The organism is Pantoea sp. RCC30.1 (assembly GCF_058148845.1).
The window spans coordinates 482948-509044 of record NZ_JBXUHX010000001.1 but is presented as its reverse complement, the minus strand read 5'-3'; the positions used below and the strand labels follow the sequence as shown (position 1 = coordinate 509044).

24 protein-coding genes and 1 riboswitch are annotated in these 26097 nt (G+C 54.2%); of the genes, 16 read left to right on the top strand and 8 right to left on the bottom strand.

Translation table 11 applies throughout. The features are described 5' to 3' along the window. Nucleotides 1-9 precede the first annotated feature (9 nt). Nucleotides 10-699: a molybdate ABC transporter substrate-binding protein gene (locus AC2LB6_RS02375; RefSeq protein ID WP_490092266.1), complete on the bottom strand. Its 690-nt coding sequence runs from the start codon at nucleotides 697-699 to the stop codon at nucleotides 10-12. After that, a complete protein-coding gene (locus tag AC2LB6_RS02370) occupies nucleotides 699-1748 on the bottom strand; it encodes an ABC transporter substrate-binding protein (RefSeq protein ID WP_490092265.1) in 1050 nt (349 codons plus the stop codon). Before AC2LB6_RS02370 ends, AC2LB6_RS02375 begins: the two co-directional genes overlap by 1 nt. A gap of 211 nt (nucleotides 1749-1959) precedes the next feature. Then, nucleotides 1960-2058, top strand: a riboswitch (guanidine-I (ykkC/yxkD leader). A 60-nt stretch (nucleotides 2059-2118) separates the two neighbouring features. Here AC2LB6_RS02370 and AC2LB6_RS02365 point away from each other — a divergent pair. The 6 genes from AC2LB6_RS02365 to uca all read left to right on the top strand — a co-directional run bounded on the left by AC2LB6_RS02365 (nucleotide 2119) and on the right by uca (nucleotide 9885). Then, nucleotides 2119-3174: a putative urea ABC transporter substrate-binding protein gene (locus tag AC2LB6_RS02365; protein WP_490092264.1), complete on the top strand. Its 1056-nt coding sequence runs from the start codon at nucleotides 2119-2121 to the stop codon at nucleotides 3172-3174. Between the two features lie 24 nt (nucleotides 3175-3198). After that, on the top strand, nucleotides 3199-4014 hold the full coding sequence (locus AC2LB6_RS02360) for an ABC transporter permease (RefSeq protein WP_090965396.1): 816 nt from the start codon (nucleotides 3199-3201) through the stop codon (nucleotides 4012-4014). Next, nucleotides 4011-4796: an ABC transporter ATP-binding protein gene (locus tag AC2LB6_RS02355; protein ID WP_490092263.1), complete on the top strand. Its 786-nt coding sequence runs from the start codon at nucleotides 4011-4013 to the stop codon at nucleotides 4794-4796. The genes AC2LB6_RS02360 and AC2LB6_RS02355 overlap by 4 nt, the downstream gene beginning before the upstream one ends. Beyond that, a complete protein-coding gene (locus tag AC2LB6_RS02350) occupies nucleotides 4793-5521 on the top strand; it encodes an urea amidolyase associated protein UAAP1 (RefSeq protein ID WP_490092262.1) in 729 nt (242 codons plus the stop codon). Before AC2LB6_RS02355 ends, AC2LB6_RS02350 begins: the two co-directional genes overlap by 4 nt. Before the next feature lie 10 nt (nucleotides 5522-5531). Continuing rightward, nucleotides 5532-6167, top strand: a complete 636-nt coding sequence (locus tag AC2LB6_RS02345) for an urea amidolyase associated protein UAAP2 (protein WP_490092261.1) — start codon at nucleotides 5532-5534, stop codon at nucleotides 6165-6167. Nucleotides 6168-6279: 112 nt separating this feature from the next. Continuing rightward, complete coding sequence (gene uca, locus AC2LB6_RS02340; RefSeq protein WP_490092260.1) at nucleotides 6280-9885, top strand: urea carboxylase; 3606 nt, start codon at nucleotides 6280-6282, stop codon at nucleotides 9883-9885. Nucleotides 9886-9956: 71 nt separating this feature from the next. On the opposite strand, the gene AC2LB6_RS02335 is transcribed toward uca, so the two are convergent. After that, on the bottom strand, nucleotides 9957-10862 hold the full coding sequence (locus AC2LB6_RS02335; RefSeq protein ID WP_490092259.1) for a LysR substrate-binding domain-containing protein: 906 nt from the start codon (nucleotides 10860-10862) through the stop codon (nucleotides 9957-9959). Between the two features lie 99 nt (nucleotides 10863-10961). On the opposite strand from AC2LB6_RS02335, the gene AC2LB6_RS02330 reads away from it, so the two are divergent. Both AC2LB6_RS02330 and AC2LB6_RS02325 read left to right on the top strand, forming a co-directional pair. Further along, complete coding sequence (locus AC2LB6_RS02330; RefSeq protein ID WP_490092258.1) at nucleotides 10962-11735, top strand: HalD/BesD family halogenase; 774 nt, start codon at nucleotides 10962-10964, stop codon at nucleotides 11733-11735. 578 nt (nucleotides 11736-12313) lie between these two features. Next, nucleotides 12314-12478, top strand: coding sequence for a hypothetical protein (locus AC2LB6_RS02325; protein WP_490092257.1), 165 nt, complete (start codon nucleotides 12314-12316; stop codon nucleotides 12476-12478). 297 nt (nucleotides 12479-12775) lie between these two features. On the opposite strand, the gene AC2LB6_RS02320 is transcribed toward AC2LB6_RS02325, so the two are convergent. After that, a complete protein-coding gene (locus AC2LB6_RS02320; protein WP_490092256.1) occupies nucleotides 12776-13687 on the bottom strand; it encodes a LysR family transcriptional regulator in 912 nt (303 codons plus the stop codon). Nucleotides 13688-13824: 137 nt separating this feature from the next. On the opposite strand from AC2LB6_RS02320, the gene AC2LB6_RS02315 reads away from it, so the two are divergent. Continuing rightward, a complete protein-coding gene (locus AC2LB6_RS02315) occupies nucleotides 13825-15198 on the top strand; it encodes an MFS transporter (RefSeq protein WP_490092255.1) in 1374 nt (457 codons plus the stop codon). 2 nt (nucleotides 15199-15200) lie between these two features. Beyond that, nucleotides 15201-15596, top strand: a complete 396-nt coding sequence (locus AC2LB6_RS02310) for a DUF4440 domain-containing protein (RefSeq protein WP_490092254.1) — start codon at nucleotides 15201-15203, stop codon at nucleotides 15594-15596. A 448-nt stretch (nucleotides 15597-16044) separates the two neighbouring features. Here the strand turns inward: AC2LB6_RS02310 and AC2LB6_RS02305 are convergent, their stop codons facing one another. Continuing rightward, on the bottom strand, nucleotides 16045-17331 hold the full coding sequence (locus AC2LB6_RS02305; RefSeq protein ID WP_490092253.1) for a methyl-accepting chemotaxis protein: 1287 nt from the start codon (nucleotides 17329-17331) through the stop codon (nucleotides 16045-16047). Nucleotides 17332-17750: 419 nt separating this feature from the next. Beyond that, a complete protein-coding gene (locus AC2LB6_RS02300; RefSeq protein ID WP_490092308.1) occupies nucleotides 17751-18959 on the bottom strand; it encodes an aldose 1-epimerase family protein in 1209 nt (402 codons plus the stop codon). Nucleotides 18960-19320: 361 nt separating this feature from the next. On the opposite strand from AC2LB6_RS02300, the gene AC2LB6_RS02295 reads away from it, so the two are divergent. From AC2LB6_RS02295 to AC2LB6_RS02280, 4 genes are all read left to right on the top strand, one after another. Then, on the top strand, nucleotides 19321-19884 hold the full coding sequence (locus AC2LB6_RS02295) for a peroxiredoxin (RefSeq protein ID WP_490092252.1): 564 nt from the start codon (nucleotides 19321-19323) through the stop codon (nucleotides 19882-19884). A 24-nt stretch (nucleotides 19885-19908) separates the two neighbouring features. Beyond that, nucleotides 19909-21150 carry a protein-disulfide reductase DsbD family protein gene (locus AC2LB6_RS02290; RefSeq protein ID WP_490092251.1) on the top strand — a complete coding sequence of 414 codons (1242 nt, stop codon included), beginning with the start codon at nucleotides 19909-19911 and terminating at the stop codon, nucleotides 21148-21150. Between the two features lie 71 nt (nucleotides 21151-21221). Beyond that, a complete protein-coding gene (locus tag AC2LB6_RS02285; protein ID WP_490092250.1) occupies nucleotides 21222-21776 on the top strand; it encodes a sigma-70 family RNA polymerase sigma factor in 555 nt (184 codons plus the stop codon). Continuing rightward, complete coding sequence (locus AC2LB6_RS02280; RefSeq protein ID WP_490092249.1) at nucleotides 21763-22404, top strand: DUF1109 domain-containing protein; 642 nt, start codon at nucleotides 21763-21765, stop codon at nucleotides 22402-22404. Before AC2LB6_RS02285 ends, AC2LB6_RS02280 begins: the two co-directional genes overlap by 14 nt. Nucleotides 22405-22485: 81 nt before the next feature. Here the strand turns inward: AC2LB6_RS02280 and AC2LB6_RS02275 are convergent, their stop codons facing one another. Further along, nucleotides 22486-23637 carry an MFS transporter gene (locus AC2LB6_RS02275; RefSeq protein ID WP_490092248.1) on the bottom strand — a complete coding sequence of 384 codons (1152 nt, stop codon included), beginning with the start codon at nucleotides 23635-23637 and terminating at the stop codon, nucleotides 22486-22488. A 119-nt stretch (nucleotides 23638-23756) separates the two neighbouring features. On the opposite strand from AC2LB6_RS02275, the gene AC2LB6_RS02270 reads away from it, so the two are divergent. Beyond that, nucleotides 23757-24527 (top strand): DeoR/GlpR family DNA-binding transcription regulator, encoded by a 771-nt coding sequence (locus tag AC2LB6_RS02270; RefSeq protein ID WP_490092247.1) that lies wholly within the window; start codon nucleotides 23757-23759, stop codon nucleotides 24525-24527. Nucleotides 24528-24619: 92 nt separating this feature from the next. Here the strand turns inward: AC2LB6_RS02270 and uilS are convergent, their stop codons facing one another. Next, nucleotides 24620-25480: a UilS family quorum-quenching N-acyl-homoserine lactonase gene (gene uilS / locus AC2LB6_RS02265; protein WP_490092246.1), complete on the bottom strand. Its 861-nt coding sequence runs from the start codon at nucleotides 25478-25480 to the stop codon at nucleotides 24620-24622. A 201-nt stretch (nucleotides 25481-25681) separates the two neighbouring features. Between uilS and AC2LB6_RS02260 the strand changes: the two genes are divergently transcribed. Further along, nucleotides 25682-26092 carry a GFA family protein gene (locus AC2LB6_RS02260; RefSeq protein WP_490092307.1) on the top strand — a complete coding sequence of 137 codons (411 nt, stop codon included), beginning with the start codon at nucleotides 25682-25684 and terminating at the stop codon, nucleotides 26090-26092. Nucleotides 26093-26097: the final 5 nt, after the last annotated feature.

Sequence of the window (26097 nt, the reverse complement as noted above, 5' to 3'; positions counted from 1 at the left end):
TATTCATAACTAAAATTCACAACCAAACCCCGCTCCTCCAAGAACTGCTTTTGCCTGTTCCGATCTTAGAAACGCCGCCAGCCGTCCCGCCTCTGGCGTGATAACTGCACAGGCATAGCGCGCAACAGGGTTAACAGCCTCCGGGATATCAACGACTGTCAGCCCGGCAATCTGACTCAGGGCTCCCCGATAGCTGGCATAGCCGATAAACAGATCCGCCTGATCCGTGGTAATAATCCATTCGGCCGCGAGCCTGCCTGCGGGAATCGCTGCTGAGTCACGTCCGCCCACCAGCGGGATTGCACGCTGTCGCACCTCTTTACCCGCCAGGCCCATCCGGGAGAAAAGTACCTGCGCGTAATCTCCCGACGGATCGGCGGCTGGCGTGGAGGTTGCGATCCGCAGCGAGTCACGGGTGAGCAGCTGACACCAGTCATCTCCCGCCTGCAGCCGATCGCTGCGCACCGTGATGCAGAGCTTATTGGTCGCAAAGGAGATGATCGCCAGTGCCCGCCCTGCAGCCAGCAGTTTCTGCGGATGTGCCTCACTGGCGGAAGCAAAGAGATCGCAGGGCTCACCGGCTTCAATCTGTTCGCGCAGCAGACCTGCGGGGCCAAAGCGGGCATTGACCGGCTCCTTGAAGTGCGCCATCAACGCCGGCCAGACTGTTTTCAGGCTACCCGCCGCCAGTACGCGCATTATTCGGGCCCCTGATAAGTGGTGCGATAGAAGCGCTGATACCAGTTGTTAGCCAGCTTGTTCATGTCCACATCCTGAAACTTCTGCGGATAGAGTTTTTTCGCCATCCACAATTCGCCAACCCCCATCGCTTCCGGCATCGGATAACCCCAGGCTTTGGCGTAGTCCGGCATCAGCCAGACGCGATGATTTTTAACCGCGTCAATCGCCTGCCATTGCGGTGAGCTGTTGATTTCATTAACGACAGAGGGATAGCGAGCCTGCACAAAAATCACCTGCGGATCCCAGGCGATCACCTGCTCCATCGACACGGTTTTAAATCCTTGCACGGTCGCCGCGGCGACGTTGACCGCACCCGCATGTAGCATCATCAGGCCGGTATATTTCCCTGAGCCATAAGTGGTCAGTTCCGGATTGGCCATATAGGCACGAATACGTTTCTCCGGCGGAGTATCCTTCAGGCGGTCACTGACAATTTTGCGGCCCTGATCGGTGGCCTCAATCAGCGCTTTAGCTTCTGCGGGTTTATTGACAATCTCACCAATCAGCGTAATGCCTTCACGCAGCCCTTTGTCGTAAGCCATCTCCTCGTCATCAAGGGTCGGATTCATTTTGGCCTTTTCACCCGGCTGGTCATGACGCAGTGAGATAGCCACGACAGGAATCCCCAGCGCGGTAATGCTGTCGATCATCTCATGCGGCGCGTAGTGGGTAACAAAGACCACCTGCGGATGCAGCGCCACCAGTTTTTCAGGATCGACATGCGTCAGATCGCCCAGCGTGGCTTTCTGGTTCAGCTCGGGAGCCAGGCGGGCATAACTGTCGCCGAGCTGCTGCTTCCAGTTCGCCATCACACCGACGATTTTATCGGTGGCGTTCATCTGCACCAGCAGGTTGAGCGTCTGATGCTGAAGCACCACAATGCGATCGACGTGGTCTGGAATCGTGACCTGACGGCCAATCTGATCGGTAATCTGGCGCGATGCCTGCGAAGTGAGCGGAAGGAGAATCAGTAAACCGAGTGTGCATGCCTGCCAGAAGTGCTTCATTACTTATCCTCAAAAATCGTTATACACATAATTATATAGCGATTAGTGACGGGCGTCACGGCACTGATTATGTGCAACGCCCATTGCTGGCTCACCATCCCGGTGCCTTATTAATCCTGTCACCGCTATTTAATTGATTATTATGATTTTAATTTCTGGCACGCCATTTGCTGAAGTCTGAACAGTAAGCAGCGTTCGACACAACTGATAGCAAATAGCTGGCTAGGGTTCCGGTTCACGCAGGTGAATGTCTGGTCCGAGAGCTGGCGACCTCTGCGAGGTTACACGGCGGGACAAAAGCCCGGGAGACAGCGGCACCATCTGGTGTCTTGCGCTGCTCCCGTTTTTTTGTGCCAACCAGAGGTCAACCATGAAGAAATCACCACTCCTGATACTCGTTATGTCTCTTGCGCTGCTGGTCAGCACGCCATCTTCCGCCGCAGTCAAAAAAGAGTTCAATATCTGCTGGACCATCTACGCGGGCTGGATGCCGTGGGGCACCATCAGCAATGAGAAGATCATTGATAAATGGGCCAGCAAATATGGCATCAGGATCCATATCACCCAGCTCAATGACTATATCGAGTCGATCAACCAGTACACCGCCGGACAGTTCGACGGCTGCACCATGACCAATATGGATGCGCTGACCATTCCTGCGGCAGGTGGCGTTGACTCGACAGCGCTGATCACCGGCAGCTATTCCGATGGTAACGACGGCGTAGTCCTGAAAGGGGAAAATAAGAAACTCAGCGATCTGAAGGGCATGTCGGTCTATCTGCCTGCGCTGTCGGTTTCTCATTACCTTCTGGTACGGGGTCTTGAGAAGGCCGGACTGCAGGAAAAAGATGTCAAAGTCGTGAACACCTCCGATGCCGATATCGTTTCAGCCTTCGGAACCAGCAATGTTAAAGCGGCCGTGGCCTGGAACCCGCAACTTTCGGTCATCAAAAAGACGCCACAAACTACCGAAGTGTTCAGCTCATCGGCTGTGCCGGGCGAGCTGATTGACATGATGGTGGTGAATACCGACACCCTGAAAGACAATCCCGCACTTGGCAAGGCGCTGACCGGAGCCTGGTTTGAGATGATGGCAAAAATGCAGGCCGGGGATACGCAGGCGCTGAGCGCAATGGCTGCCGATTCCGGTACTGATCTCGCGGGTTACAAGGCGCAGCTGAAAACCACCCACCTGTTCTGGACCCCCGCCGAAACCCAGACCTTTGTCGCTTCCCCCGATATTGCGAAAACCATGCAGCGTGTAGCCGCGTTCTCCTTTGATAAAGGATTACTGGGCGATGGCGCACAAAGCGCTGACTTCATCGGCATGAGTTTCCCTGGCAATGTCACCGTCGGCGATAAAGCAAATATCAAACTGCGCTTTGACGACAGCTATCTGAAGATGGCCGCTGCGGGCAAGCTCTAATCACCGATCCCAGGAGTTTTTGCCATGCGCCACATCAACCGCTATCCCCGGCAGGGAATGCGCCTGACGCTGATGCTGTTACCGTTTGTGTTGCTGATCGCCGTCTGGTTTATCAGTTCGGCGGTGCGTCTGGAGGCTAATCCACAGGACAAACTGCTGCCCGGTCTGTCGCAGATGATCGCGGCCATCGACCGGATGGCGTTTACCCCTGACAAGCGCAGCGGGGAATATCTGCTGTGGGCGGATACGTGGATTAGCTTAAGCCGTCTGCTGACCGGCCTCGTGATCTCATCGCTAATCGGTCTCTGCATCGGTGTGGCTGCGGGCGTCTTCCCGATGACCCGCGCCGCGCTGTCACCGTTCATGACCGTGGTGTCGATGATCCCGCCGCTGGCGTTGCTGCCGATGCTTTTTATCGTATTTGGGCTGGATGAACTATCAAAAGTGATGCTTATCGTCATCGGCATTACGCCAATGCTGGCGCGCGATCTGGAACATCGGGCGCGGGAGATCCCTGCGGAGTTGTTCATCAAAGCGCAAACCCTGGGGGCGAATAGCTGGACGGTGGTGCTGCGGGTAGTACTTCCGCAGCTCTTATCGCGGCTGATCACCTCGCTGCGTCTGCTGCTTGGCTCCGCATGGCTGTTTCTGATCTCAGCCGAAGCCATTTCCGCTACCGCCGGACTGGGTTATCGCATTTTCCTGGTGCGTCGCTATATGGCGATGGATGTGATCATTCCTTACGTCATCTGGATCACGTTGCTGGCGTGGCTGATGGATCTCGCGCTGCGTCAGTTGCACAAAGCCTGTTTCCCCTGGGCGGAAGGAGGCCGGGAATGAGTTTTATCGATATCAAAAATATCTGGCAGGAGTATGGCGACCACGTGGTGCTGGAACGCATCAATCTGCAGGTGAAAGAGGGCGAGTTCTGCTCGCTGGTGGGAGCGTCCGGTTGCGGTAAGTCGACGTTTTTACGCCTGCTTCTCGGGCAGGAAAAACCAACGCGGGGGGCGATCACGCTGGATGGCGAAAAGCTGCCCGGTGAGCCGGATCGCAGCCGTGGCGTGGTGTTTCAACGCTATTCGGTTTTCCCCCATCTTAACGTGCTGGATAACGTCGCCATTGGCCTCGAACTTCCGGCGTCACCCTTAACCGGGCGATTGTTTGGCACCAGGAAACGCCAGGCCCGGGAACAGGCAAAACAGATGCTGGTGAAAGTCGGGCTGGGCCATTCGCTGGATAAATATCCGGCGCAGCTTTCCGGCGGGATGCAGCAGCGGCTGGCGATTGCTCAGGCATTTGTGATGCAGCCGCGCGTGCTGCTGCTGGATGAGCCGTTTGGCGCGCTGGACCCCGGCATCCGCAAAGATATGCATGCGCTGCTGCTCCAGCTCTGGAGCGAAACCCGGATGACGGTCTTTATGGTCACTCACGACCTTGCCGAAGGCTTCAATCTGGGTACCCGGCTGCTGGTGTTCGACAAAGTGCGCATCGACCCGCAGGCCCCTAATGCGTGGGGCGCGCGTATCACTTACGACATCCCACTTAATGAAACGCGGCTTTCTCAGCTGGCGACCGGCAGCAAGAACAACATTTATTCCCTTAAGGAGATCGCTCAATGACAGCACTTTTTCATTCAGCTCCGAGCCTGCGAGAAGAGCAGTTGCCTGGCGGAGCGCATACCTCACTGATTCTGCGCAAAGGGCAGATTCTGCGCCTGACCGACATCGAGGGCGGCGCGAACGTCAGCATGATGATGCTCAATCCGCACGAGAAAAGTGAACGACTGAATCTGCCGGATACCCTGAAAGGCCAGCACACCGCCTGCCTGACCACCGGCCACTGTTTTTACTCCGATATGGGCCGCGTGATGGCTGCGATCGTTGCGGATAGCTGCGGCTGGCACGATCCGTTTGGCGGCGTACTTAACGCGGAGGAAACACAGGAGAAGTACGGTGCCGGTCGCTATCAGGAGTTGCGTAACGGCTTCTACCGCAACGGCGTGGATAATCTGCTGGTTGAGATGGGGAAATGGGATCTGGGCCTGGAAGACCTGCTGATGGTCGTCAACTTTTTCAGCAAGGTTACGGTGGATGAGGGGGGTCGCTTCGGGTTCAGCGCGGACAACAGCCGTGCGGGGGATTTCGTTGAGCTGTACGCGCCCATGGACGTGCTAATGGTGCTGACTGCGCTGCCACATCCACAGGATCCCGCCACGGACTATCTTCCGCGTCCGGTCCAGCTGAGCTGGTATCAGGCCGACGATATGCAGGCCGTCAGCAATGCGATGGTCACTCGCGGTGAAAACCAGCGCGCGTTTCAAAACACTCAACTTTTTGCACTGTAAGGAGACTGCGATGACCCTTATTAACTCTGATCGTCGTCCTGAAGATGCTGTCTATCGCCACGTGATCCCGGCAGGCGAGCCGTGGCTGTTCGACGTGAAAAAAGGGCAAACGCTGCGCCTGCTCGACCTCGAAGGTAATCAGGCGATTGATACCCTGTTTTACAACACTGACAACCCGCGCGAACGCTACGATCCTCAGCGCACGCTGCGTCGTCAGGGAAAGGTCTATCTGACCACCGGCAGCGTGCTCTATTCGAATCTCGGCAATCCGTTGCTGACGATCGTCGCCGATACCTGTGGCCGCCACGATACCCTGGGGGGGGCCTGCTCGCAGGAGAGTAACACCGTGCGCTATGCCCAGGATAAGCGCTACATGCATAGCTGTCGGGATAACTTCCTTTGCGCCTGCCTGCACGATGGCCGCCTGCATAAGCGCGATATCGGCGCCAACATCAACTTTTTCATGAACGTTCCGGTCACGCCTGAAGGCGGTCTGACCTTTGAGGACGGGTTATCTGCGCCCGGCAAATACGTTGAACTGGTGGCGGCTTGTAACGTGATGGTGCTGATCTCCAATTGTCCGCAGCTGAATAACCCCTGCAACGGCTGGAACCCGACACCCGCCGAAGTGCTGGTCTGGAACTAAGTTAGCCCTCTGAACCTGGCACCGGTCGCAAATTTTGTGCCGGTCAGCCCCGGGGACGACCCCAGGGAATATCGAATTTTGCGGGACGACCCGCATCCCCGAGAGTTCGCTTATGTTTGATACCTTATTGATTGCCAATCGCGGTGCGATCGCCTGTCGCATCCTGCGCACGCTGCGTGCCATGCAGGTGAAAGGGGTCGCCGTCTATTCTGAAGCCGACCTGAGCAGTTTACATATCCGTGAGGCGGATTTGGCGCTGAGCCTGGGCGAGGGCCCAGCCGCACAAACCTATCTGGTGACGGAAAAGATCATCGCCGCCGCGCAGCAGAGCGGAGCCAAAGCAATTCATCCTGGCTACGGTTTTCTCTCGGAAAACGCCGCCTTTGCCGAGGCGTGCGAGGCTGCGGGGCTGATTTTTGTCGGCCCGACTCCCCAGCAGTTGCGGACCTTCGGCCTGAAGCACACGGCCCGCGCGCTGGCGAAAGCCGAAGGTGTACCGTTGCTGGAGGGTAGTGAGCTGCTGGCGGATGTCCGCGAGGCTCAACGCGCCGCAGAGTGTGTTGGCTATCCGGTTATGCTAAAAAGCACGGCGGGCGGCGGTGGCATTGGTATGCGCGTCTGTCGTGATGCGCGGGAGCTGTCAGACGCGTTTGAAACGGTACAGCGCCTTGGTCAGAACAACTTCAGCGATGCTGGCGTGTTTCTCGAAAAATATATCGAACGCGCCCGTCATCTTGAAGTGCAGATTTTCGGTGACGGAAAGGGCGAGGTAATTGCACTGGGCGTTCGCGACTGCTCGGTACAGCGGCGGAATCAGAAAGTGATTGAAGAAACCCCTGCGCCAAATCTGCCAGATGGTATGGCCGACGCACTCTGCTCGGCGGCTGTCGCTCTGGGGAAAGCGGTCAACTATCGCAGCGCCGGAACGGTGGAGTTTGTCTATGACAGCGCAGCCCAGCAGTTCTATTTCCTCGAAGTGAATACGCGCCTGCAGGTTGAACATGGCGTGACGGAGCAGGTCTGGGGCGTGGATCTGGTGCAGTGGATGATTGAGCTGGCGGCAGGCGCTCTCCCCTCACTGACTGCTTTAACCGCCACGCTGAATCCGCGGGGCCATGCCGTGCAGGCCCGAATTTATGCGGAAGATCCGGGTCGGCAGTTCCAGCCTTCGCCCGGACTATTAACCGAGGTCCATTTCCCGGCAGCCGACGGTGAAACCCTGCGCATTGACCGCTGGGTGGAAGCGGGATGTGAAGTCCCGCCATTCTTCGACCCGATGCTGGCAAAAGCAATTGCTTTCAGCGCCACACGCGATGAAGCCATCGCCACCCTGGCACAGGCACTGGCGGAAATCCGTCTCTATGGCGTTGAAACCAACCGCCTTTATCTGTTGCAGATATTAGCCTTTGCACCTTTTACCGCAGGCGAACCCTGGACCCGCAGCCTGGAGCAGCTCGGCTATCAGGCGGCAACCGTTGAGGTGTTGAGTGCCGGAACCCAGACCAGCGTTCAGGATTACCCCGGACGTCTGGGATACTGGGCGGTCGGTGTGCCGCCGTCGGGGCCGATGGATGATCGCGCCCTGCGTCTCGGCAACCGTCTGCTGGGCAATGCAGAAGGAGCCGCCGCGCTGGAGATTACTCTTAACGGACCCACCCTGAAATTTAATACCGGGATTCAGGCGGTAATCTGTGGCGCGCCGCTGAGTGTCACGCTGGATGGCGCTGAACAGGCGATGGACTCTGTGTTTACGATCCCGGCCGGATCAATGCTGAAGCTGGGCGCGATGAATGGCCCTGGCGTCAGAAGCTATCTCTGCCTGAGCGGTGGCATCCAGGTGCCGGACTATTTAGGCAGTAAAAGCACCTTTACCCTCGGCCAGTTTGGCGGACACGCCGGGCGCGCGCTGCGCAGCGGTGATGTGCTGCATCTCGCTCCGCAAGCCGCGAGCGCTGTCGGAACAGAACTGCCTGCTGCACTTCGCACAGACCTCGCCAGAGTACGTACACTAAGAGTGATTTATGGCCCCCACGGCGCGCCAGAGTTCTTTGCGCCGGACTATATTACGACATTCTTTGCCACAGAATGGGAAGTGCACTTCAACTCCAGTCGTACCGGCGTGCGTCTGATTGGGCCAAAGCCCATCTGGACCCGCGACAGCGGCGGCGAGGCAGGACTTCATCCATCGAATATTCATGACAACCCTTACGCCATCGGCGCGGTCGATTTTACCGGTGATATGCCGGTAATCCTGGGGCCGGATGGCCCGAGTCTCGGCGGATTTGTCTGCCCGGTGACGGTCATTGAAGCGGATCTCTGGCAGCTGGGCCAGCTCAAAGCCGGTGACAAAGTGGTGTTTGTGGCGGTGGATATCCCGACGGCCCGGCGACTGGCAGAGGGCCGCAGCCGCGAGCTGGCCACGCTCCAGCCACAGGACATTCACTGGAAGCCTGCGCCGCTGACTTCGCCCATCGTCATGACCTGCGGTGAAGCAGCTAAACGCCTGGTGGCGCGTCTCTCTGGCGATACCCATCTGCTGCTGGAGGCAGGCGAGCCGGAACTGGATCTGGTGCTGCGTTTTCGCATTCACGCGTTAATGCAGGCGCTGGAAACGCAATCCCGCAACGGCATTATTGATATCACACCGGGTATCCGCTCGCTGCAAATCCACTTCCAGCCGGAAACACTGACGCTCGACTTTCTGCTGGCGTGGGTGCGAGGTGAGTGGGAGACGGTCTGCATGAGTGATGATCTGCAGGTGCCCACACGCGTGGTGCATCTGCCGCTCTCCTGGGACGATCCGGCCTGTCAAAAAGCCATCGAAAAATATATGACCACCGTGCGTCCGGATGCGCCCTGGTGCCCAAGCAATCTTGAATTTATCCGCCGGATAAACGATCTGCCCGATGAGCAGGCCGTCTGGAACACCGTGTTTGAGGCCAGCTATCTGGTAATGGGATTGGGCGATGTCTATCTCGGTGCGCCGGTCGCTACGCCGCTGGATCCCCGCCATCGGCTGGTGACGACGAAATACAACCCGGCCCGCACCTGGACGGCGGAAAACTCGGTTGGCATCGGCGGTGCTTATCTGTGCATTTATGGCATGGAGGGGCCAGGCGGCTATCAGTTTGTCGGGCGCACGCTGCAGATGTGGAACCGATATCACGAAGTGTCCGATTTTGGCGGTAAACCCTGGCTACTGCGTTTTTTCGATCAGATCCGTTTTTATCCGGTTTCAGCTGAGGAGCTGCTGCAGATTCGTCGCGATTTTCCACTTGGTCGCTATCCGCTGCGTATTGAGCACAGCACGCTGCGGCTGGCGGAGTATCAGGACTTTCTCGTACGTGAAGCGGAGAGTATCGGCGAGTTTCGCGATCATCAGCAAAGCGCATTCAATGCAGAACGTGATCGCTGGATAGCCAGCGGCCAGGCCCATTTCGACAGTCAGGAAAGTGCGGTGAATGAAGACGGCGACGCACCGCTGCAGCCAGGTGAGCAGGGGGTTGAAAGCCCGGTTTCTGGCAATCTATGGCAGGTGCAGGCGACGGCGGGAAGCAGGGTGCGTGAAGGCGATATCCTGGTGGTACTGGAGTCGATGAAGATGGAGATCCCGCTTCTGGCTCCGTGCGACGGCATTATTCAGCAGGTCAGCGTGCAGCCAGGCAGCTCTGTACGCGCAGGGCAACGCGTGGCAGTCATTGTTGAGGATAATGCATGAGGATGATCAGAGCCGATGGCGCAGTGAAAGTCTGACGCTGCGCCCGCTGGCTTAGAACCGGGCGCAGGCTATCAGCAGCTTGCGCCCAGTTCGCTTAACCAGCCGATCATCGCCTCACTCCCAGGCTGACTCAGCGTACGTTGCGGCCAGGCCAGGAAGTAGGGCTTGCTCAGCGGCAGGCAAAGATCATCCACCACCACCAGATCGCCACGCGCCAGTTCCGGTGCGATAAGGCGTCGTTGTCCCAGCAGCAGTCCCACACCCGCGACAGCCGCATCAATCGCCAGCGAGGTCAGATTAAAGCTGAATGCGGGCTGCGGCGGCGGTTCGTTTATGCCTTTGGCCTGAAACCAGCTTTGCCAGTCCGGCAGGAACCTTCCTTCATTACCCCAGTCGAGGTGGATTAGCGGTGCCTGACTCAGAACCGTTTGTGGCGTGAAGCGTTTCAGCAGAGACGGGCTGGCTACAGGCAGCACGTCATCATGAAACAGCTTAAGCTTGTCTAACTGAGGGTAACGATCTTCACCAAAGGAGATCACAAAATCGGCAGGCATCGCGGTGAAATTGACCTGAGAATGCGTGCCGTGTAGCGAGAGATCGATATCCGGACAATGATCGCGCCAGCTCGCCAGGTGTGGTAACAACCATTTCGATGCCAGCGCCGGTAATGCGTAAACCGTGAGTTTTGGCGCGCTGGCCGCATGACGGATGTTTTGCTGACCGAGGTGCAGAATATCAAAGGCCTCGGTGACATAGCGCAGATACTCTTTTCCGGTTTCAGTCAGCATGACTCCGCTCTGCGTGCGTAAAAACAGGGCGCTGCCGAGTTGCTCCTCCAGTTGGCGAATCTGCTGGCTGACCGCCGCGGGCGTTAATGCCAGCTGGGCGGCGGCTTTTGCCAGGCTGCCCAGTTCGGCGGCCACCTTAAATGACTGTATGACGCTGATTTTTGGCAGCCTTGGCAATTGAGCAGGCATTAACTCTTCCTTATCAGGGCAGTAAGTTTTTATCGTTACGCCGCGTGGCGGGCGACAGGTAGAGTACCATTACACCTGCCCATCGTGAGAATTGTTGCTATGTCTGGTTCCCTTGTTCGTCTCGATCTTCATCCACTGGCCGATCATGGCTGGCGTCAACGCAGTCGTGAGCAGTTAAACCAGTCCGGCGCCCTGGTATTGCGTCAGTTTTTAAAACCACAGGCATTAGAGGCGATCATTGAAGAGGGCAATGCGCAACGTCATCTGGCCTATCACACCCGCAGCAAACACAATGTGTATCTGATGAAGCCTGATGACGCTTTCCCCGCCGATCACCCGCGTAATCGGGACGTGCTCAGCACCAAAGGTTGTATTACGGATGATGTGATCGCTGCCGATTCGCCGCTGCGCCAGCTTTATAATGATGCCCTGTTCCAGCATTTCCTGTGCGATGTACTGGGTGAAGAAGTGCTCTATCCCTACGCTGATCCGCTTTCCTCGATCAACCTGCACTACGCGCCTCACGGACAGGAGCTGGGCTGGCACTTCGACAACTCCTCCTTTGCTATCACCTTGTTGGTACAAAAACCACTGGCGGGCGGGCTGTTTCAGTATGTGAAGGATCTACGGGATGCCGATGCCGGTGAGATGAACTTCGCAGGGGTCGACGCTGTGCTGGACAAGCGCCAGCCGGTTGACGTACTGGAGATTGATGCCGGAGATCTGGTGCTATTTCGCGGCCGAAATTCCCTTCATCGCGTGACCCCAACTGAAGGCGAGGTTATCAGGATGCTGGCCGTGCTGGCTTACAATACTCAGCCGGATATTGCGTTATCAGAAACCGCGCGTATGACCTTTTACGGCAGACTCTGACATCAGGGCACGCCAGTCCGCATCTTCGGGCCAGAATCCTTCGACCTTCGTCTGAAAAAGCGTACCGATTAAGTTGGTAGCTTTTCTTACCGTAGGTACTGGCATCATAAAAATTCATTTTAATGCGTGCTAAAATAGCATTGTTATTTTTAGGGTTAAAGGAAATACCGGTCAAATACCTTATGACTGCACCACATGGAAGGGGGATAAAGATGAGTATACCGTCACGCCCTATAACAGGTGGACATCTGAAGATGTCGGTATTGTTGACCCTAATCGGGGTTTTATCCGTTTTGGCAGGGGAGAGCCACGGGTATGAAAAAGTCACTAAAAATTACGCTGGCCGTTCTGATAGTCTGTGTAATTGGTCTTTATTATGGTTTGCAATATCTCAGTATGGAGTTCTCTGACGGTGCTAATTACACGGAAAAAGATAAGCGAGAATATAATTTTTATACTCCGTCATTGCTAAAAAATATGCCTCGTGTGAGTAACGTCTACAGCTTCCATTATAGCAATGTGTCCGGACCCAATCCCGCACTGATTCATCAAGTGATTTTTTTGGCACAACGGATCCGTTGAAAATTAATGCCTGGCTGGAAAAAAACGGGTTTAAAAAAACAGAAATGTGCAATAAAAATAGAGATTGCTGGGTTGGCCAGGATCCCAATATGACAGTATCGGTAGGTTTTGAGGAAAACCCGGTCGCCATCCTGGTCGAGATGGTAGATAAGGCGGGATAAAATTGATGAGATTCGGTAAGGAATAATAACTTTCGCAAGCCCGGCTGATGTCGGGTTTTTAAAAAATCTAAAACACTAACCAAATCATATAAACATAATCTCGAAAATGAAAGCCAATTAAAAAGGTGTATTTGTCAGGGCAGGGAAATAAGTGATTCCCATAGATTTAGAGAGGATTGCAATTAATCATATATTAAATATTTATCATCCTCCGATACTAAATAATAAATTTTATGCGGTCAAAACCAGCGCAAATAAATTAATTTTTAACCCCTCAAAATAATGTAATGGATGCGCTTATTTTCTGTTAGCGATCGTCAAACGGTCATGAAGGAAATCTATAAACGCTCGCACTTTTTCTGACACATGACGAGTATTAGGATAAAGCGCGTAAATTCCCTGTCGGGGAAATTGATGATCGGGCAGCAAACGTACTAACCCACCTTTATCAATCTCATCCTGCACCAGCCAGACGGGTAGAATCGCCACCCCAGAACCGGCTAGAGCAAAAGCCAGCAATGAGGACGCACTATCAGCCGTGATCATGGCAGGCTGGATTGCGCTCATCAGAACAGATTCGCCCTCAGGCGTGGTCACCTGCCAGCTGAGTGGTGTCGATAATCGGCTATGCGCAATCCATTTTGCTGACGCGAGTTGTGAAAGATCCCGGATAGACGCTTCATTCAGGGTATTGAGATAGCAGGGTGCAGCGACGGCCAGGATATCAAAATGATCAATGAGGCGGGCGTGGTGACTGGAATCGGCAAGATGGCCAAGTCGTATCGCCACATCAAATCGGCCGGCAATCAGATCATCGTTTTTTGATGACGACACGTGATGGATGCGTAACTGAGGATGTTTTACTGCAAAGTCCGCCAGGGCAGGGACGATCACACGAGCGCCATATTCCAGAGTAGTTGTAATCCTGAGTGACCCGCTTAATCCAGAGTGATCACTTCGCACCTCTTCTAAAGCGCTCTCCGCATCCTGAAGCAGCTGCAGACAGCGATGATAAAATCTTTCACCCGTATCCGTAGCTGAAACGCGTCGGGTGCTTCTGATAAGTAGCGAGACACCCAGCTGCTCTTCCAGCTGTTTAATATTAAAACTCACAACGGCTTTAGTTAAACCGAGCGTCTGAGCGGCACCGGTAAAACTGCCGGCTTCGACCACCGCCACAAAGATTTCGAGCCGTTGCATATTGATCATGATGAACCTTTAATTGTCCGCTTACTGTCAAAGTATTTTTGACAGTGTAACAACGGAAAGTGAATTTATCCTGACAATTTAAGCCCCTATACTGCGCAGCTGATGCTGATGCTGATGCTGATCTGCCTGGAACCAAAATGAGCTATCGAGTGCGCGTAGCCAGTGTTTATTTGCTGGGGTTTTTTATTGATTTGGTAAACATGTTTATCGCCAATGTGGCTTACCCCAGCATTGGCAGACAGTTTGATACGCCCGTTACCCAGCTGGCATGGATCAGTAATGGCTATATCTTAGGACTGACGCTGGTCATACCGCTCAGTGGCTGGCTGGTGCGGCGCATGGGCGCTAAACGCCTGTTCATGCTCTCACTGCTTATTTTCATTGTGGGCACCTGTGGTGTGGGTGCATCAACATCGGTTACACAGCTCATCACGTGGCGCTGGATACAGGGCATCGGTGGCGGAATTTTGATCCCCATCGGCCAGACGATGACCTATGCGTTATACAGGAGCAATGAACGTGCGAAGTTATCGTCAGTCGTGATGTTAATTGCACTACTGGCTCCCGCCTTGTCGCCAGCTTTTGGAGGAATATTGGTGGAGAACCTTAGCTGGCGCTGGGTGTTTCTCGTGAGCCTGCCACTCGCGGTTGGGGCATTTGTGCTGGCGGGGTGCTGGCTGAAGGCTGACAGTCCGGCGAACGCATCTGAGCCGCTGGACCTGATCGGTTTGATCAGCGGTTGTGCCGCGCTCATGTTGATCCTTCTGGGACTCACCTGGCTGGGTGAAACTGACCGGCTTTATCAGGGAGCGTTCATGCTGCTGGCGGGGGGTATCACTCTGGCGGGTTATGTGTGGGACGCGCTTCGAAAAAAACAGCCACTGATTAACCTGCATCTGGTCAGGGATCCGTTGTTACAAACTGCAATGCTGATTTATCAGTTTATCCCCGGTGTGTTCACCGGCATTAGTATGCTCACTATGCTTTACCTGCAAAATCAATTAGGTATGCACGCAAGCTTTGTTGGCGCGCTCATGCTGCCCTGGTCTCTGGCGTCCTTTGCTGCCATCAGCCTGACAGGTAAGACGTTCAACCACTGGGGGCCGCGCCCGCTATTTATAACCGGCTGCCTTGTGCAGGCGCTGGGTATTGGCATGCTGGTGCTAACCGGTCAGCCAGAGGACATGATTGTCTGTGTAATGGCTTTCGCCTTTATGGGGTTTGGCGGCAGCCTGTGCAGCAGTACGGCTCAAAGTGCTGCTTTTATTCACATCGCCGATAACGAACTTGCCGATGCCAGCGCACTATGGAATATCAATCGCCAGCTCAGTTTTTGTCTCGGCGTTACGCTGGTCAGCCTGCTATTCAACCTGATTGCTGATACCGGCATAGCAACAGAACACGCTTACCATCTCTGTTTTGTTATAGCGGCATGCAGCGCTGTGATTCCGGTTTTGTGCTGTTTACGCATTTCAAATCAGAAGGTTATCACTGTGCTTACTAAGGAGTAATAATGAATCGTTATTTTAAGGAAGTCCTGTACGCCCACGAATTGATTCGCAATTGGCTGGGCAATAAAGATGCACATGATGACGTTTGTGAGGGACTTTTAGCGCGTTTTAGTCCTGAATATTCTATGGTGACACCGGGCGGTGCCTTGCTCGACTTCCCGGCATTAAGCGCGTTTTTCCGCACTCAGCGTGGAGCACGTCCTGGCTTAGACATTGATATTTGCGATATGCAGATTGTTGCTGAGAGTGAAAGAAATGCCACCGTGGTTTACAAAGAGATGCAGCAACTTTCGGGACAAAGCGCCACGCTGCGGTTTTCTACGGTTGTGTTCGAGGTAAATGATGCTGGCCAGATAATGTGGCGACATCTGCACGAGACTTCGTTATCTAAGCCATAGATGCTGACGATTCGCAGTAAGTAAGGGCGCGAGCAGAAGTGTGCAAGACTAAGCAACAGACGCCGTGTTTCATTGTCATCGGCAGGTTGCCCGTAGAATCCAGATGAGGGTTGATTAGAGGGTTAACCTCTGTCTGGTCTCTGGTCCATTGGTGCGCATAATCTATCTTATGTTAAATTAAGTCTGTTGCTCACAAGGTTCATAACCGCCCGCAGACTACGATTAATCATACACTGCCCCAGCCCTCCAGACATTGCGTTTCGCTGACAAGATCACTGACTGTACCATTCAGCTCGGCCAAAAGTTGTTCAGTCTTTTGCATATAGGGTTAGTTCATAATGAGAGATACTGAAATATGATAGCCAGGATTAATAATAGAGAATAATGCCTTGCCAGTCCCTGCTACCGCCTCACAAAGGCGCGTGACAAGCAGAACTGGCTCAGGGTATCAGGCATTGAGCTGATTAATCACTGTAGAAAATTCATTCACTCCGCTATTAATTTCCTGGAAGCTTCTTCCCAGCTCACTAATTTTGTCATTTTCACTTGAAATGATTTTTCTGATTTCATCAAGCTGATGATACATATCGTTGATAAGCCGGTTGTTCTCTTCAATGACAGTGGTAATTTTCTGCGTAGATGTGGAGGTTGACGCAGCCAGTCGCCTGACCTCTTCTGCAACCACAGCAAATCCTCTGCCAGCTTCGCCGGCTCGTGCAGCTTCTATGGCTGCATTGAGCGCCAGAATGTTGGTCTGAGACGTGATACTGCTGATTGTCGATATTATTTCACTGATATTTACTGCAGACTCGTAAAGTTTTTTGCTCACTTCAGCAGCGGCTTCTACCTTATCGGATACCAGCATGGAATTTCTGACAGTTTCATCTAATACTTCTTTAGCATTATGCGAGATCTGAGAAGTCTCTTCCGAAGTGGTCACTGCAATATCTGCAATTCTTCTCGCATTTTCGACTCTGACAGTGATGTCCGACGCAATTTTGATGACTTTTTCGATAGCGCCATTGGCATTAAGAACCGGTGTATAGTTCGCTTCGAGCCAGACGCGCTCACCTGCAATATTTTTTCTCTCAAATCGCCCGCTGAAAGAGTGTCCCCCTCTGATTTTCGCCCAGAAGTCGGGGTTTTTAGTATAAAAATCATTAAAGCAAAATATACGATGATGTTTACCGATAATATTATCGCGCTGATATCCCATTAACTTCAGGAAGTTGTCATTTGCCCCTAACACCTCACCCTCTGTGGTAAATTCTATGAGGGCCATCGAGGCGTTAATCGCGCTGATAATAGCTTCTTTACTTTTGAGTTTTTTATGCTCTTCTGTAATATCACTCGCAATTTTTATTACCCTTACTACCTCATTATGTTTATTCCTTACAGGGAAATATGAACCGCCAATATAAAACACGGATTTATCTTTCCTGCAACGTTCAAACACACCGTTTACCGACTCTCCTGAAGATAATGCCTTCCAGAACCTCGCATATTCCGGGGTTTTGGTGTACGTGCTTTGGCAGAGTAAGCTGTGATGTAAACCGACAACCTCGTTCAGGGAGTAGCCTGTCATATCGAGGAACATATCATTAGCCATCATGATCTGACCCTGGGGAGAAAACTCCACCCATCCCATCGCGTATTTGATTGCGCTGACATCATCAGCCATATTCAGGGAGACGGGTTTTGTAACCCTGGGTATGACTTTACTTAGATTAAACATGCAAACCTCACGGGGCGACTTTTATCTATCTTCGTTTTTCTTTCACGTAATTCCGCATCAGCTAAATACCTGTTACAGGCTATATAAATCGTTTTGCACGCGTGTGGCGTTGCTGATGTAACCTGTAAACCTGGATATCCACGGAAGAACATATTTGTGCCTGAAAACACACCTTCTATGTATTATCGGAAGAGATTATCGAGACTTTAATTTTAGTTAAGTATTGAGGGCGCATCGACTCCGCCAACCTAAAATGGGATCAGTGAATTTTGCAGACGCGTCAGTTAAAAGCAGAGATAAGTTCGAAGATGATCAGGCAAGCAAGGCAGCAGCGCGCTTAAGAAACGTTAAGGAGTGAACAGCAATTGCAGGTCAGTCAGATTAAAACGGCCCCGGCACGGACCGGGGCGCTCTGGCAGTTACTCTTTGGCTATCGGCGTCTCGCTCACATCAATCTTCTTCTCACCCTGAATGCCCTTAATGCGTTTCTCAACGTCATTAACCTGCTCGCTGCTGTGCAGCAAGGTGTACGTCAGATCAAATGCTGTGCTGGCTCCCGGCTGTAGTTGCTTCACACGCTTTTGTTCACGTTCAATAGTGACCGGATAGGCATAACTGGTGCCTGGCTCGATGCCGGTCACATAGCCCTGTTTCAGCGTGTCGGTGTTTTTCCATAAGGTCAGCATCGGAAGCTGACGGGTATCGAACTGAATCGATGCGCCGCTGTTTCCGGCTTTGTTGATCACCGCAGCGACGGTCTGATGATTACTGTCGGAAAGCGGCTTGATGTTGAACACCATCTCATCAAAGTCTTTGGTCGGACCTTTGTAAGTCTGCCAGTCCTTTAATCCGGCTTTCGCGTAGTCATTGAACGGGCTGATGCCGGACATCGGTGCCAGGAAGCGCGCGCCCTCTTCCAGAATAGGTTTACCGAAGTTGCTGTGATAGATGATCTGGTAATCGTGCGGATAGTCACCGTGGTTAGTTAACACATCATGCAGGCTGAAACTGTTGCTGCCCGGCACGTAGCGCAATTCGGTCAGGGTCTGCAAATCGGTTTTCTTAAAGGTGCTCTCTTTAATCAGGCCGCGAATGCGGATTTCATGCGGTGCCGCGTCAGCCACTTCGACTTCCAGTTGGGAAACCGGCGTGTTACCCGCTTTACCGTGCAGCGTGTAGATACGGCCCTGATCGGTCACCGGATGACCCGTCCATTCGTAGCCGCAGCGCACCATCATCTCGTTGAAACCATCCAGCCAGCCCAGACCGTTGCGGCTCTCAAGATTGATGTAGGCAGGATTGACGACCTCTTTAACCGGTGAATCCCAGCCCATGCGGGTGCCAAAACCTTCTACGCGCAGTAAGTTCATGCCTCGGGTCGGACTGAGCGTGATATTCAGGCCATCCTGACTGTGGATTGTGATGATTTTACTGCCTTCCTGCTTGCCACCATGCAGGACTTTTTGCTCAATGCTGAACGGCTTGCCCTGGAACTTCAGCTGACTGCTGGAAATCTGCCAGTTTCCCTGCTCTGTGCCCTGTTCAGCACTCGTCAGCACCCAGGTTTTCGCCGCGGCAGAACCTGAAACCAGAACCGCCAGTACCGTTAACGCCAGTTTAATCTTCATCATTTACCCCATTTGCTGAATCGTTTTTTCATTCCATAAGGGGAATTTACTGGTTGAGGCTTACCAGAAACGTGACGATGCTCACCTGACGGTAAATCGGCGCTTTTTAGCGCCATTATTGAGAGTTCAATCACATTGAAAAGGATATTAAAAGAATAACGACGACTGGTTCTTTGAGGTGAAGAAGCTTAAGCCTTATTCGATTCAGCTAATAATGACCTGGGCGGAATATTAACAAACTGATAACGCGCCACAAAAAAAAGAGTAAAAAATTTCGAAACCGCGCAACTTTTTCGATTTTTGAACGAACCTTTTATCAGAGACGTCAGACAACTCCGTCTGTTCGTCAATGGAGAGAGTAATGCCAATGAAAAACACCCTGAAAACCCTGGCCGTCGCTACGCTACTGGCACTGAGTGTTCCGGCAACATCCGCTTTTGCGGCGTTACAGGTCGGTGAAAAAGCGCCGGACTTCAAACTCGACGCCGCTCTTGCGGGTAAATCGACCACCTTTTCTTTGCAGCAGGCCCTGAAAAAAGGCCCGGTTGTCCTCTACTTCTTCCCGGCTGCGTTTAGTGCGGGCTGCACGCTCGAAGCGCATGACTTTGCTGAAGCGACCGATGAATTCAAAAAACAGGGTGCGACCGTCATTGGCGTCACCGCAGGCAATACCGATCAGATTGCTAAATTCTCGCAGCTGGAATGCCGTGACAAATTTACTGTAGCAGCCGATCCAGGTGCCAAAGTCGCCTCAGAATATAAGAGCACAATGGAGATGAAGGGTCAGAAAATCTCGGACCGCACCTCCTATGTGATTGCGCCCGACGGCAAGATTCTGCTGAGCTTCACCGATAAAAATCCTGATACGCATATCCAGAAAGCGATGGATGCCGTTAAAAAATATCGTCAGGCCAATCCGGCATAACTTCATCTTCTGAGCAGGTACATCATGCTGACTGCGATTGCAGCCGCCTTCCTGGGCGGCATTATTCTGAACCTCATGCCCTGCGTGTTTCCGGTGATCTCGCTGAAAGCACTGAGCCTGATCCGCCATCACGAATCGCCATCGCACGCCCGTGCTGAGGGCCTGGCCTTCTTACTGGGCGTCGTGGTGACGATGGTTGCCCTGACTGCGGTATTGCTGCTGGCAAGAGCCGGTGGCGCTTCGGTGGGCTGGGGGTTCCAGCTGCAATCGCCGCTGGTCATCGCCGCGCTGATTCTGGTGATGCTCGGCTCAGCACTGAATCTGCTCGGTCTGTTTGAAGTCGGACTATCAGTACAGCGGGTTGGCGAAATGGGTGGCAATCGCGGAGGTTTAGTCGGTTCAGCACTGACCGGCGCGCTGGCCATCATTGTCGCCACTCCCTGTAGCGCACCTTTCATGGCCAGCGCAGTGGGATTTGCCCTGACTCAGCCTCCGCTGGTGAGTCTGGTGATCTTTATTTCACTGGCGCTGGGCTTTGCTGCGCCCTTTACCCTGATCTCATTTTTCCCGGTGCTGGCGCGAGTTTTGCCAAAGCCAGGTGCCTGGATGATCACCTTAAAACAGGGTCTGGCGTTTCCGATGCTGGGCGCGGTGGGCTGGCTGATCTGGGTACTGGAACGTCAGGCGGGATCGGCGGCACTGGCTGCGATCCTGGCCTGCTGCTTACTGTTTAGTTTTGCCGCCTGGCTGTATGGGATGGCGCAGAAACGCCGTATGATGGGACAGCGCCATGTGGTACTGCATGTTGCGACCGCTTTCTTCCTGGCGTTGGTCATGGTGCCGTTGTTGAATCTGAACAGTTTTGCCAGCGCGCCCGCTGAAACGGAAACCGCCTCACAGGCAGCTGCCGCGGTGGCCTGGTCGCCGCAGAATGTTGACGCGATCAAAGGCCAGGGCAAGCCCATTCTGGTGAACTTTACCGCGTCATGGTGTATTACCTGCCAGGTGAACGATCGCACCTCGCTTTCGACGCAGGCGGTAAAGGCGGCCATGGCGCGCACCAGCACTATTTACATGGTCGCAGATTCCACCAAATACAATCCCGATGTTGAACAGGCGCTGAGTGATTTCGGTCGCGGTGGATTGCCACTCTACGTGGTCTACCCGGCTGACGGCGGAAAACCGGTGGTGCTGCCGCAGGTACTGACGCCTGGAATTGTGATTTCAGCGCTGGATCAGGCGACGGAAAAAGGAAAGAAAACCTGAGAGGATTGATGAAACGATTACCTGACGCGTTGTCAGGCCACTGCGACAGTGTGCTGAACTGCTGATGATCGATGTCAGAGACTGATCCACGCGCACAGCAGTGGCCAGATTTGATGGCCCGTGCACAGGCGGGTGACAGAGCTGCCTATAACCAGTTACTCAAGGTGATGGTTCCGGCCATCCGGGCCTTGGTGTGCAAAAAAATCCGTGACGAGGTGCTGGTTGAGGACGTGATTCAGGAGACGCTGCTGGCGATCCATCGGGTGCGGCATACTTACGATCCGCAGCGCCCGATCCTTCCCTGGGTTGCCGCCATCACCTCTGCGCGAACCATTGATGCGCTGCGTCAGCACGGTCGTCGTCAGGAAGTTCAGGATGATGAGGAATTGCAACGAAGGCCTGCTGAAAGCGCAGAATCCTCAGCGGATACGGATATCCTTTCCGGGTATCTGGATACCCTTCCGCTGCGCCAGCGGGAGATCGTCGAATCTGTGCATCTGCGCGAGCAGAGCCTGGCGCAGGCAGCCGCTGAAACCAATCAGTCTCTCTCTGCGGTTAAATCTCTGTTGCATCGGGCAATGGTCAACCTTCGTAAATATAGACGGGGTCATCATGAGAAACCATGACCAGTTAATTAATCAGCTCAGCGCCTCTGCACAGCCGGTGCAGCGCGTCTGGCCAACGACCTGGCGCGTCGCGGGCTGGATCGCGCTTGCCCTGCCTTGTGGCGCGCTGACCAGCTGGGCGTTCCACAGCCGTCTGACGGACTGGTCTCAGCCTGGCGCCATGTTAGCGCTGGTTGCCCTGCTGCTGTCGCTCGTCATCGCGGGCAGCACGCTGGCGGCCGCCTTTACGCTGAGTATTGCAGGACGGAAACCGATTAAGCTGCGCTGGCCGATGCTGCTGGCGATGATGTGGCTGGCGCTAAATCTGATCAATATGTCATCTGAGACCCCGCCAGCGGGCGCGAGCCGGTTGGGTGAAGGGATACACTGCTATCTGTTTATGCTGTCGGCCAGCGTGCCGATGATGCTGATGTCTGTGATCGCCCTGAAACGCACCCGTTCACTCTATCCCGCGCGCAGTCTCGCGCTGAGCGGCTGCGGCAGCGCGTTTACCTCATCAATGCTGCTGTCGCTGTGTCATGATACTCATCTGCATATCATTGATTTCTCTATGCATCTGGCTGCAGGCATTACCATTGTGGCGCTGACGGTGCTGGCCGGACGCCGCTGGATCCGGCTGGGAGATTAATGTCAGGCCGCTTCCGTTCCTCCTGAGGATGGCTCCGCGGCCCTTCAATCACATCCTGTCAGGAGCGCGAGCTGGGTTATTTTATGCGTTCTCTCCCACGCGATTACGGCCTAAATCCAGCGTCAGCGAGACCGCGCCGACGATCAGCATCAGTGCCATGATCAATGAAAATGAGAAAGCGAGATGGGTGTAATGCGCCACGTAGCCAATCACGGCTGGCCCGCTCAGCACGCCCAGGTAACCCAGCGTAGTAATGGCGGGTACGGCTACAGCCTGTGGCATCACCGTCTGACGTCCGGCAGCAGAAAACATCACCGGCACGATATTGGCGCAGCCTGCACCGACCAGGGTATATCCCAGCAACGCCAGCGGCCAGGAATCGATAAATGTCACCATCGCCATTCCTGCAGCGGCTATTAGTGCGCCGCCCAGCACCACCGGCAAACGTCCCAGCGACGAGATGATGCGATCGCCGGTCAGCCGCGCCATGGTCATCGCGATGGCAAAGCAGGTATAACCCAGTCCACCCAGTGACGCCGGAATGGCGCGGACATCAGTCAGATAGACCGCACTCCAGTCCAGCACGGTACCTTCCGTCAGGAAGACGGCAAAACAGATGATGCCGATAATCAGTACGCTGCCGCGCGGAACCGCAAACACCGGACCTTCAGCGGGATTGGCGTAGGTCAGTAAACCCGATGCGCTGACCAGCGTCATGATAATAACCGCGACAACCGCGAGTAAGCAGCCGGTCAGCACGCTGAAACCCATCGCCAGTATCAGCGTCATAAAACCTGCACCCGCTATACCACCTACGCTATACATGCCATGAAAACCGGACATCACCGGCTTCTCAGCCTGCTTCTCCACCAGGATTGCCTGAATGTTCATGGCGCAGTCGGTGACGCCGATGCCCACGCCAAACAGCAGCAATGCCAGCGCCAGCAGCAGCGGATCGCTGAGCACCGACAACCACGGCGTGCTGATGATGATCAGCGCGACCGCAACCAGAATCACCCGGCGGCAGCCAAAGCGGCTGGTGAGCCAGCCCGTTACCGGCATCGCAATCAGCGCGCCAACGCCCAGACAGAGCAGTAATGTCCCCAGTTGTGCCTCATTGACGCCGGTATTGGCGCGGGCGAAAGGCACCATCACGGCCCAGGTCGCAGTAATAAATCCGGCCAGAAAAAAGATAATACGCGTTGCCTGTGTGGAAGAGACGTTATTAGCCATTGCGATCCTTTAGTGGATGTCAGTGAGCCGGGAAAGGGTGATGATATTCTGTTGACACCCCGCCCGTCAGTGAACGATCATGCTCACTGTAGCTCGATTATGAACACTCTGGAGTAGTTATGCTCGATTATGCAGCTTTCCCGCAACAGCGACAAGCGCTGATTCGTGAGATCTTGCAGCAGAATGGTCGCGTCGTCTGTGCGGATCTGGCGCGGCAAATGGCGGTGTCAGAGCACACGATACGGCGCGACTTGCATGAACTCAGTAAAGAGGGGCTATGTAAAAAGGTCTACGGCGGTGCGGTGTTACAGCTGTCGGACGCGGGTAGTTTCATCAGCCGAAAAGAGCACGATCATGCAGCAAAAGCCCTGATCGCGCAGCGCTGTGCCAGCCTGGTTAAACCCAGCAGCTGCATCTTTATTGATGCCGGCACGACGAATCTGGCGCTGGCACAGGCACTGTCGTCGGAGATGAGTCTGACCGTCGTCACCAATGCGCCTGATATCGCCGCGCTGTTGATTAACCATCCTGTCGCGGAGGTGATCATGCTGGGTGGTCAGATACAGAAGAGTACGGGCGGCGTGGTCGGGCAAACCGCGATTAGTCAGATTCAGGGAATACTTTTCGATCAGGCGTTTATTGGCGGCTGCGCCATGAGTCCGGAGGCCGGGCTGACTGGTTTCGATTATGCCGATTGCGAATTCAAGAAAGTCGCGATGGCGCAAAGCAGTCAGGTGATAGTCGGGCTGACGGCGGATAAAATTCCCGCCGTGGCGAGGTTCAGTGTGGCGAAATGCCGCGATATCACAACGCTGGTGGTTGAGGAGAAGCTCGATAAAACGCTGCTGGATGCGTTTGAAGCTGAAGAGATTACGCTTATCACGGTCTGAGCCTGCGCAATGTTCAGCACGGAATAAACTCGCTCCTACCTGGATCGCGACCCAGGTCAGCGAAGATCACGCAGAAGCGAGCCTGCTTCAGGTTACAAATGCGCCGCGAACCACGCCGTCTGCACCTTAATCACTGACGCGAAGTGCTGACCGCTGTAAATATCGTAATGACGGGCCTCTTCTGCCACAAAGAGCTGCTTATTTGTTGCGGCTACTGCATCAAACAGCGCCCGCCCTTGCTCAGGCGGGTTCACGCTATCCTGACCCGCGACCACGACCAGGGTCGGACAGGTAACTTTCGCGGCATTCATGGCGGGTTTGTAGAGCAGCGTTTCCCGGACGGTTAAAAACGGGATTTTGATGTCCATTTTCGGGTGCTTATGCCGGTTCTCCTCAAAAAACGCTTTTGACTCTTCATCGTTCAGCACACGAGTAATAGCAACAAACATCTCTTTGCCGCTGTTCTGCCGCTTTTGATCCATCTTCTCCAGCGTAGCAATAAAGCCCGCCTTTTCTGTCGCGTCCAGTTGCCCGGTGACAATCTCTTCCCCGTCTGCAAAGGCCAGCTGGCTGACAACACATTTCACATCCGGGTTGTTCGCTGCCGCGCCAAAGATGTGACATCCGCCAAAAGAGGTGCCCCATAAACCTATTCTGCTCGGGTCCAGCGCCGGTTGCTGTTTTGCCCATGCGATGACCGAGAGAATGTCAGCGATCTGCATCGCAGGCACCAGACGTCCCCGCTCGCCTTCGCTGTCACCAAATCCACGGTAGTCAAAAGTCAGGGTAGCGTAACCCGCCAGGGTAAACGCTTCCGCGAACGCAGGCAGCAAAATCTCCCGGATTCCGCAGAAGCCATGACAAAGAATAATCACCGGGGATTTGGAGGCTGCTGTGGGCTGACGCAGCGTCAGCACGATACCTTCCGGTAGTTGGTGGGTAGATAATTCCATCGTCGGTCATGCTCCTCGCTGAGGTTAAGGGTCAGAAAATTCAGCAAGCACCCTTTCACATCCCCGAAGTTTTTACTTCGATCCAGATCAGACGGTTGACACCTTTTGCCTGAAATGCGGACAAATCTGCCTGCGATGCTGCTAAAACCCGAGCTTTGGCGTAGGCTGAAAGCTGGGTGTTTCACTACACAGGAGATCATGATGCAGAATGAAATGACAGCACAATGCCACTGTGGCACGGTGGCATATCGGGTGACGCTGAAGGACGGATTTAACACGGTGCGCCGCTGCAACTGCTCGTTTTGCCGGATGCGCGGCGCGGTAGTGGTGTTTGCGACCAAAGTTGAGCTGACGCAGGGTGAAGCGCACCTCACAGAATATCGCTTCAACAGCAAAGAGGTGGGCCACTACTTCTGCTCCGTCTGCGGTATCTACACCTTTCATCAGAGCCGCTCTCAGCCCGATCAGTTTGGGGTTAACGTCGCCTGTCTTGAAGGCATTTCACCGTTCGATTTTACCGATGTGCCGGTCTCCGATGGCATCAACCACCCTAAAGATGGCGGTGCGGGCGGTGTAGCCGGTCATCTGGTCTACACCCCCACGCGATCCTGAACGAT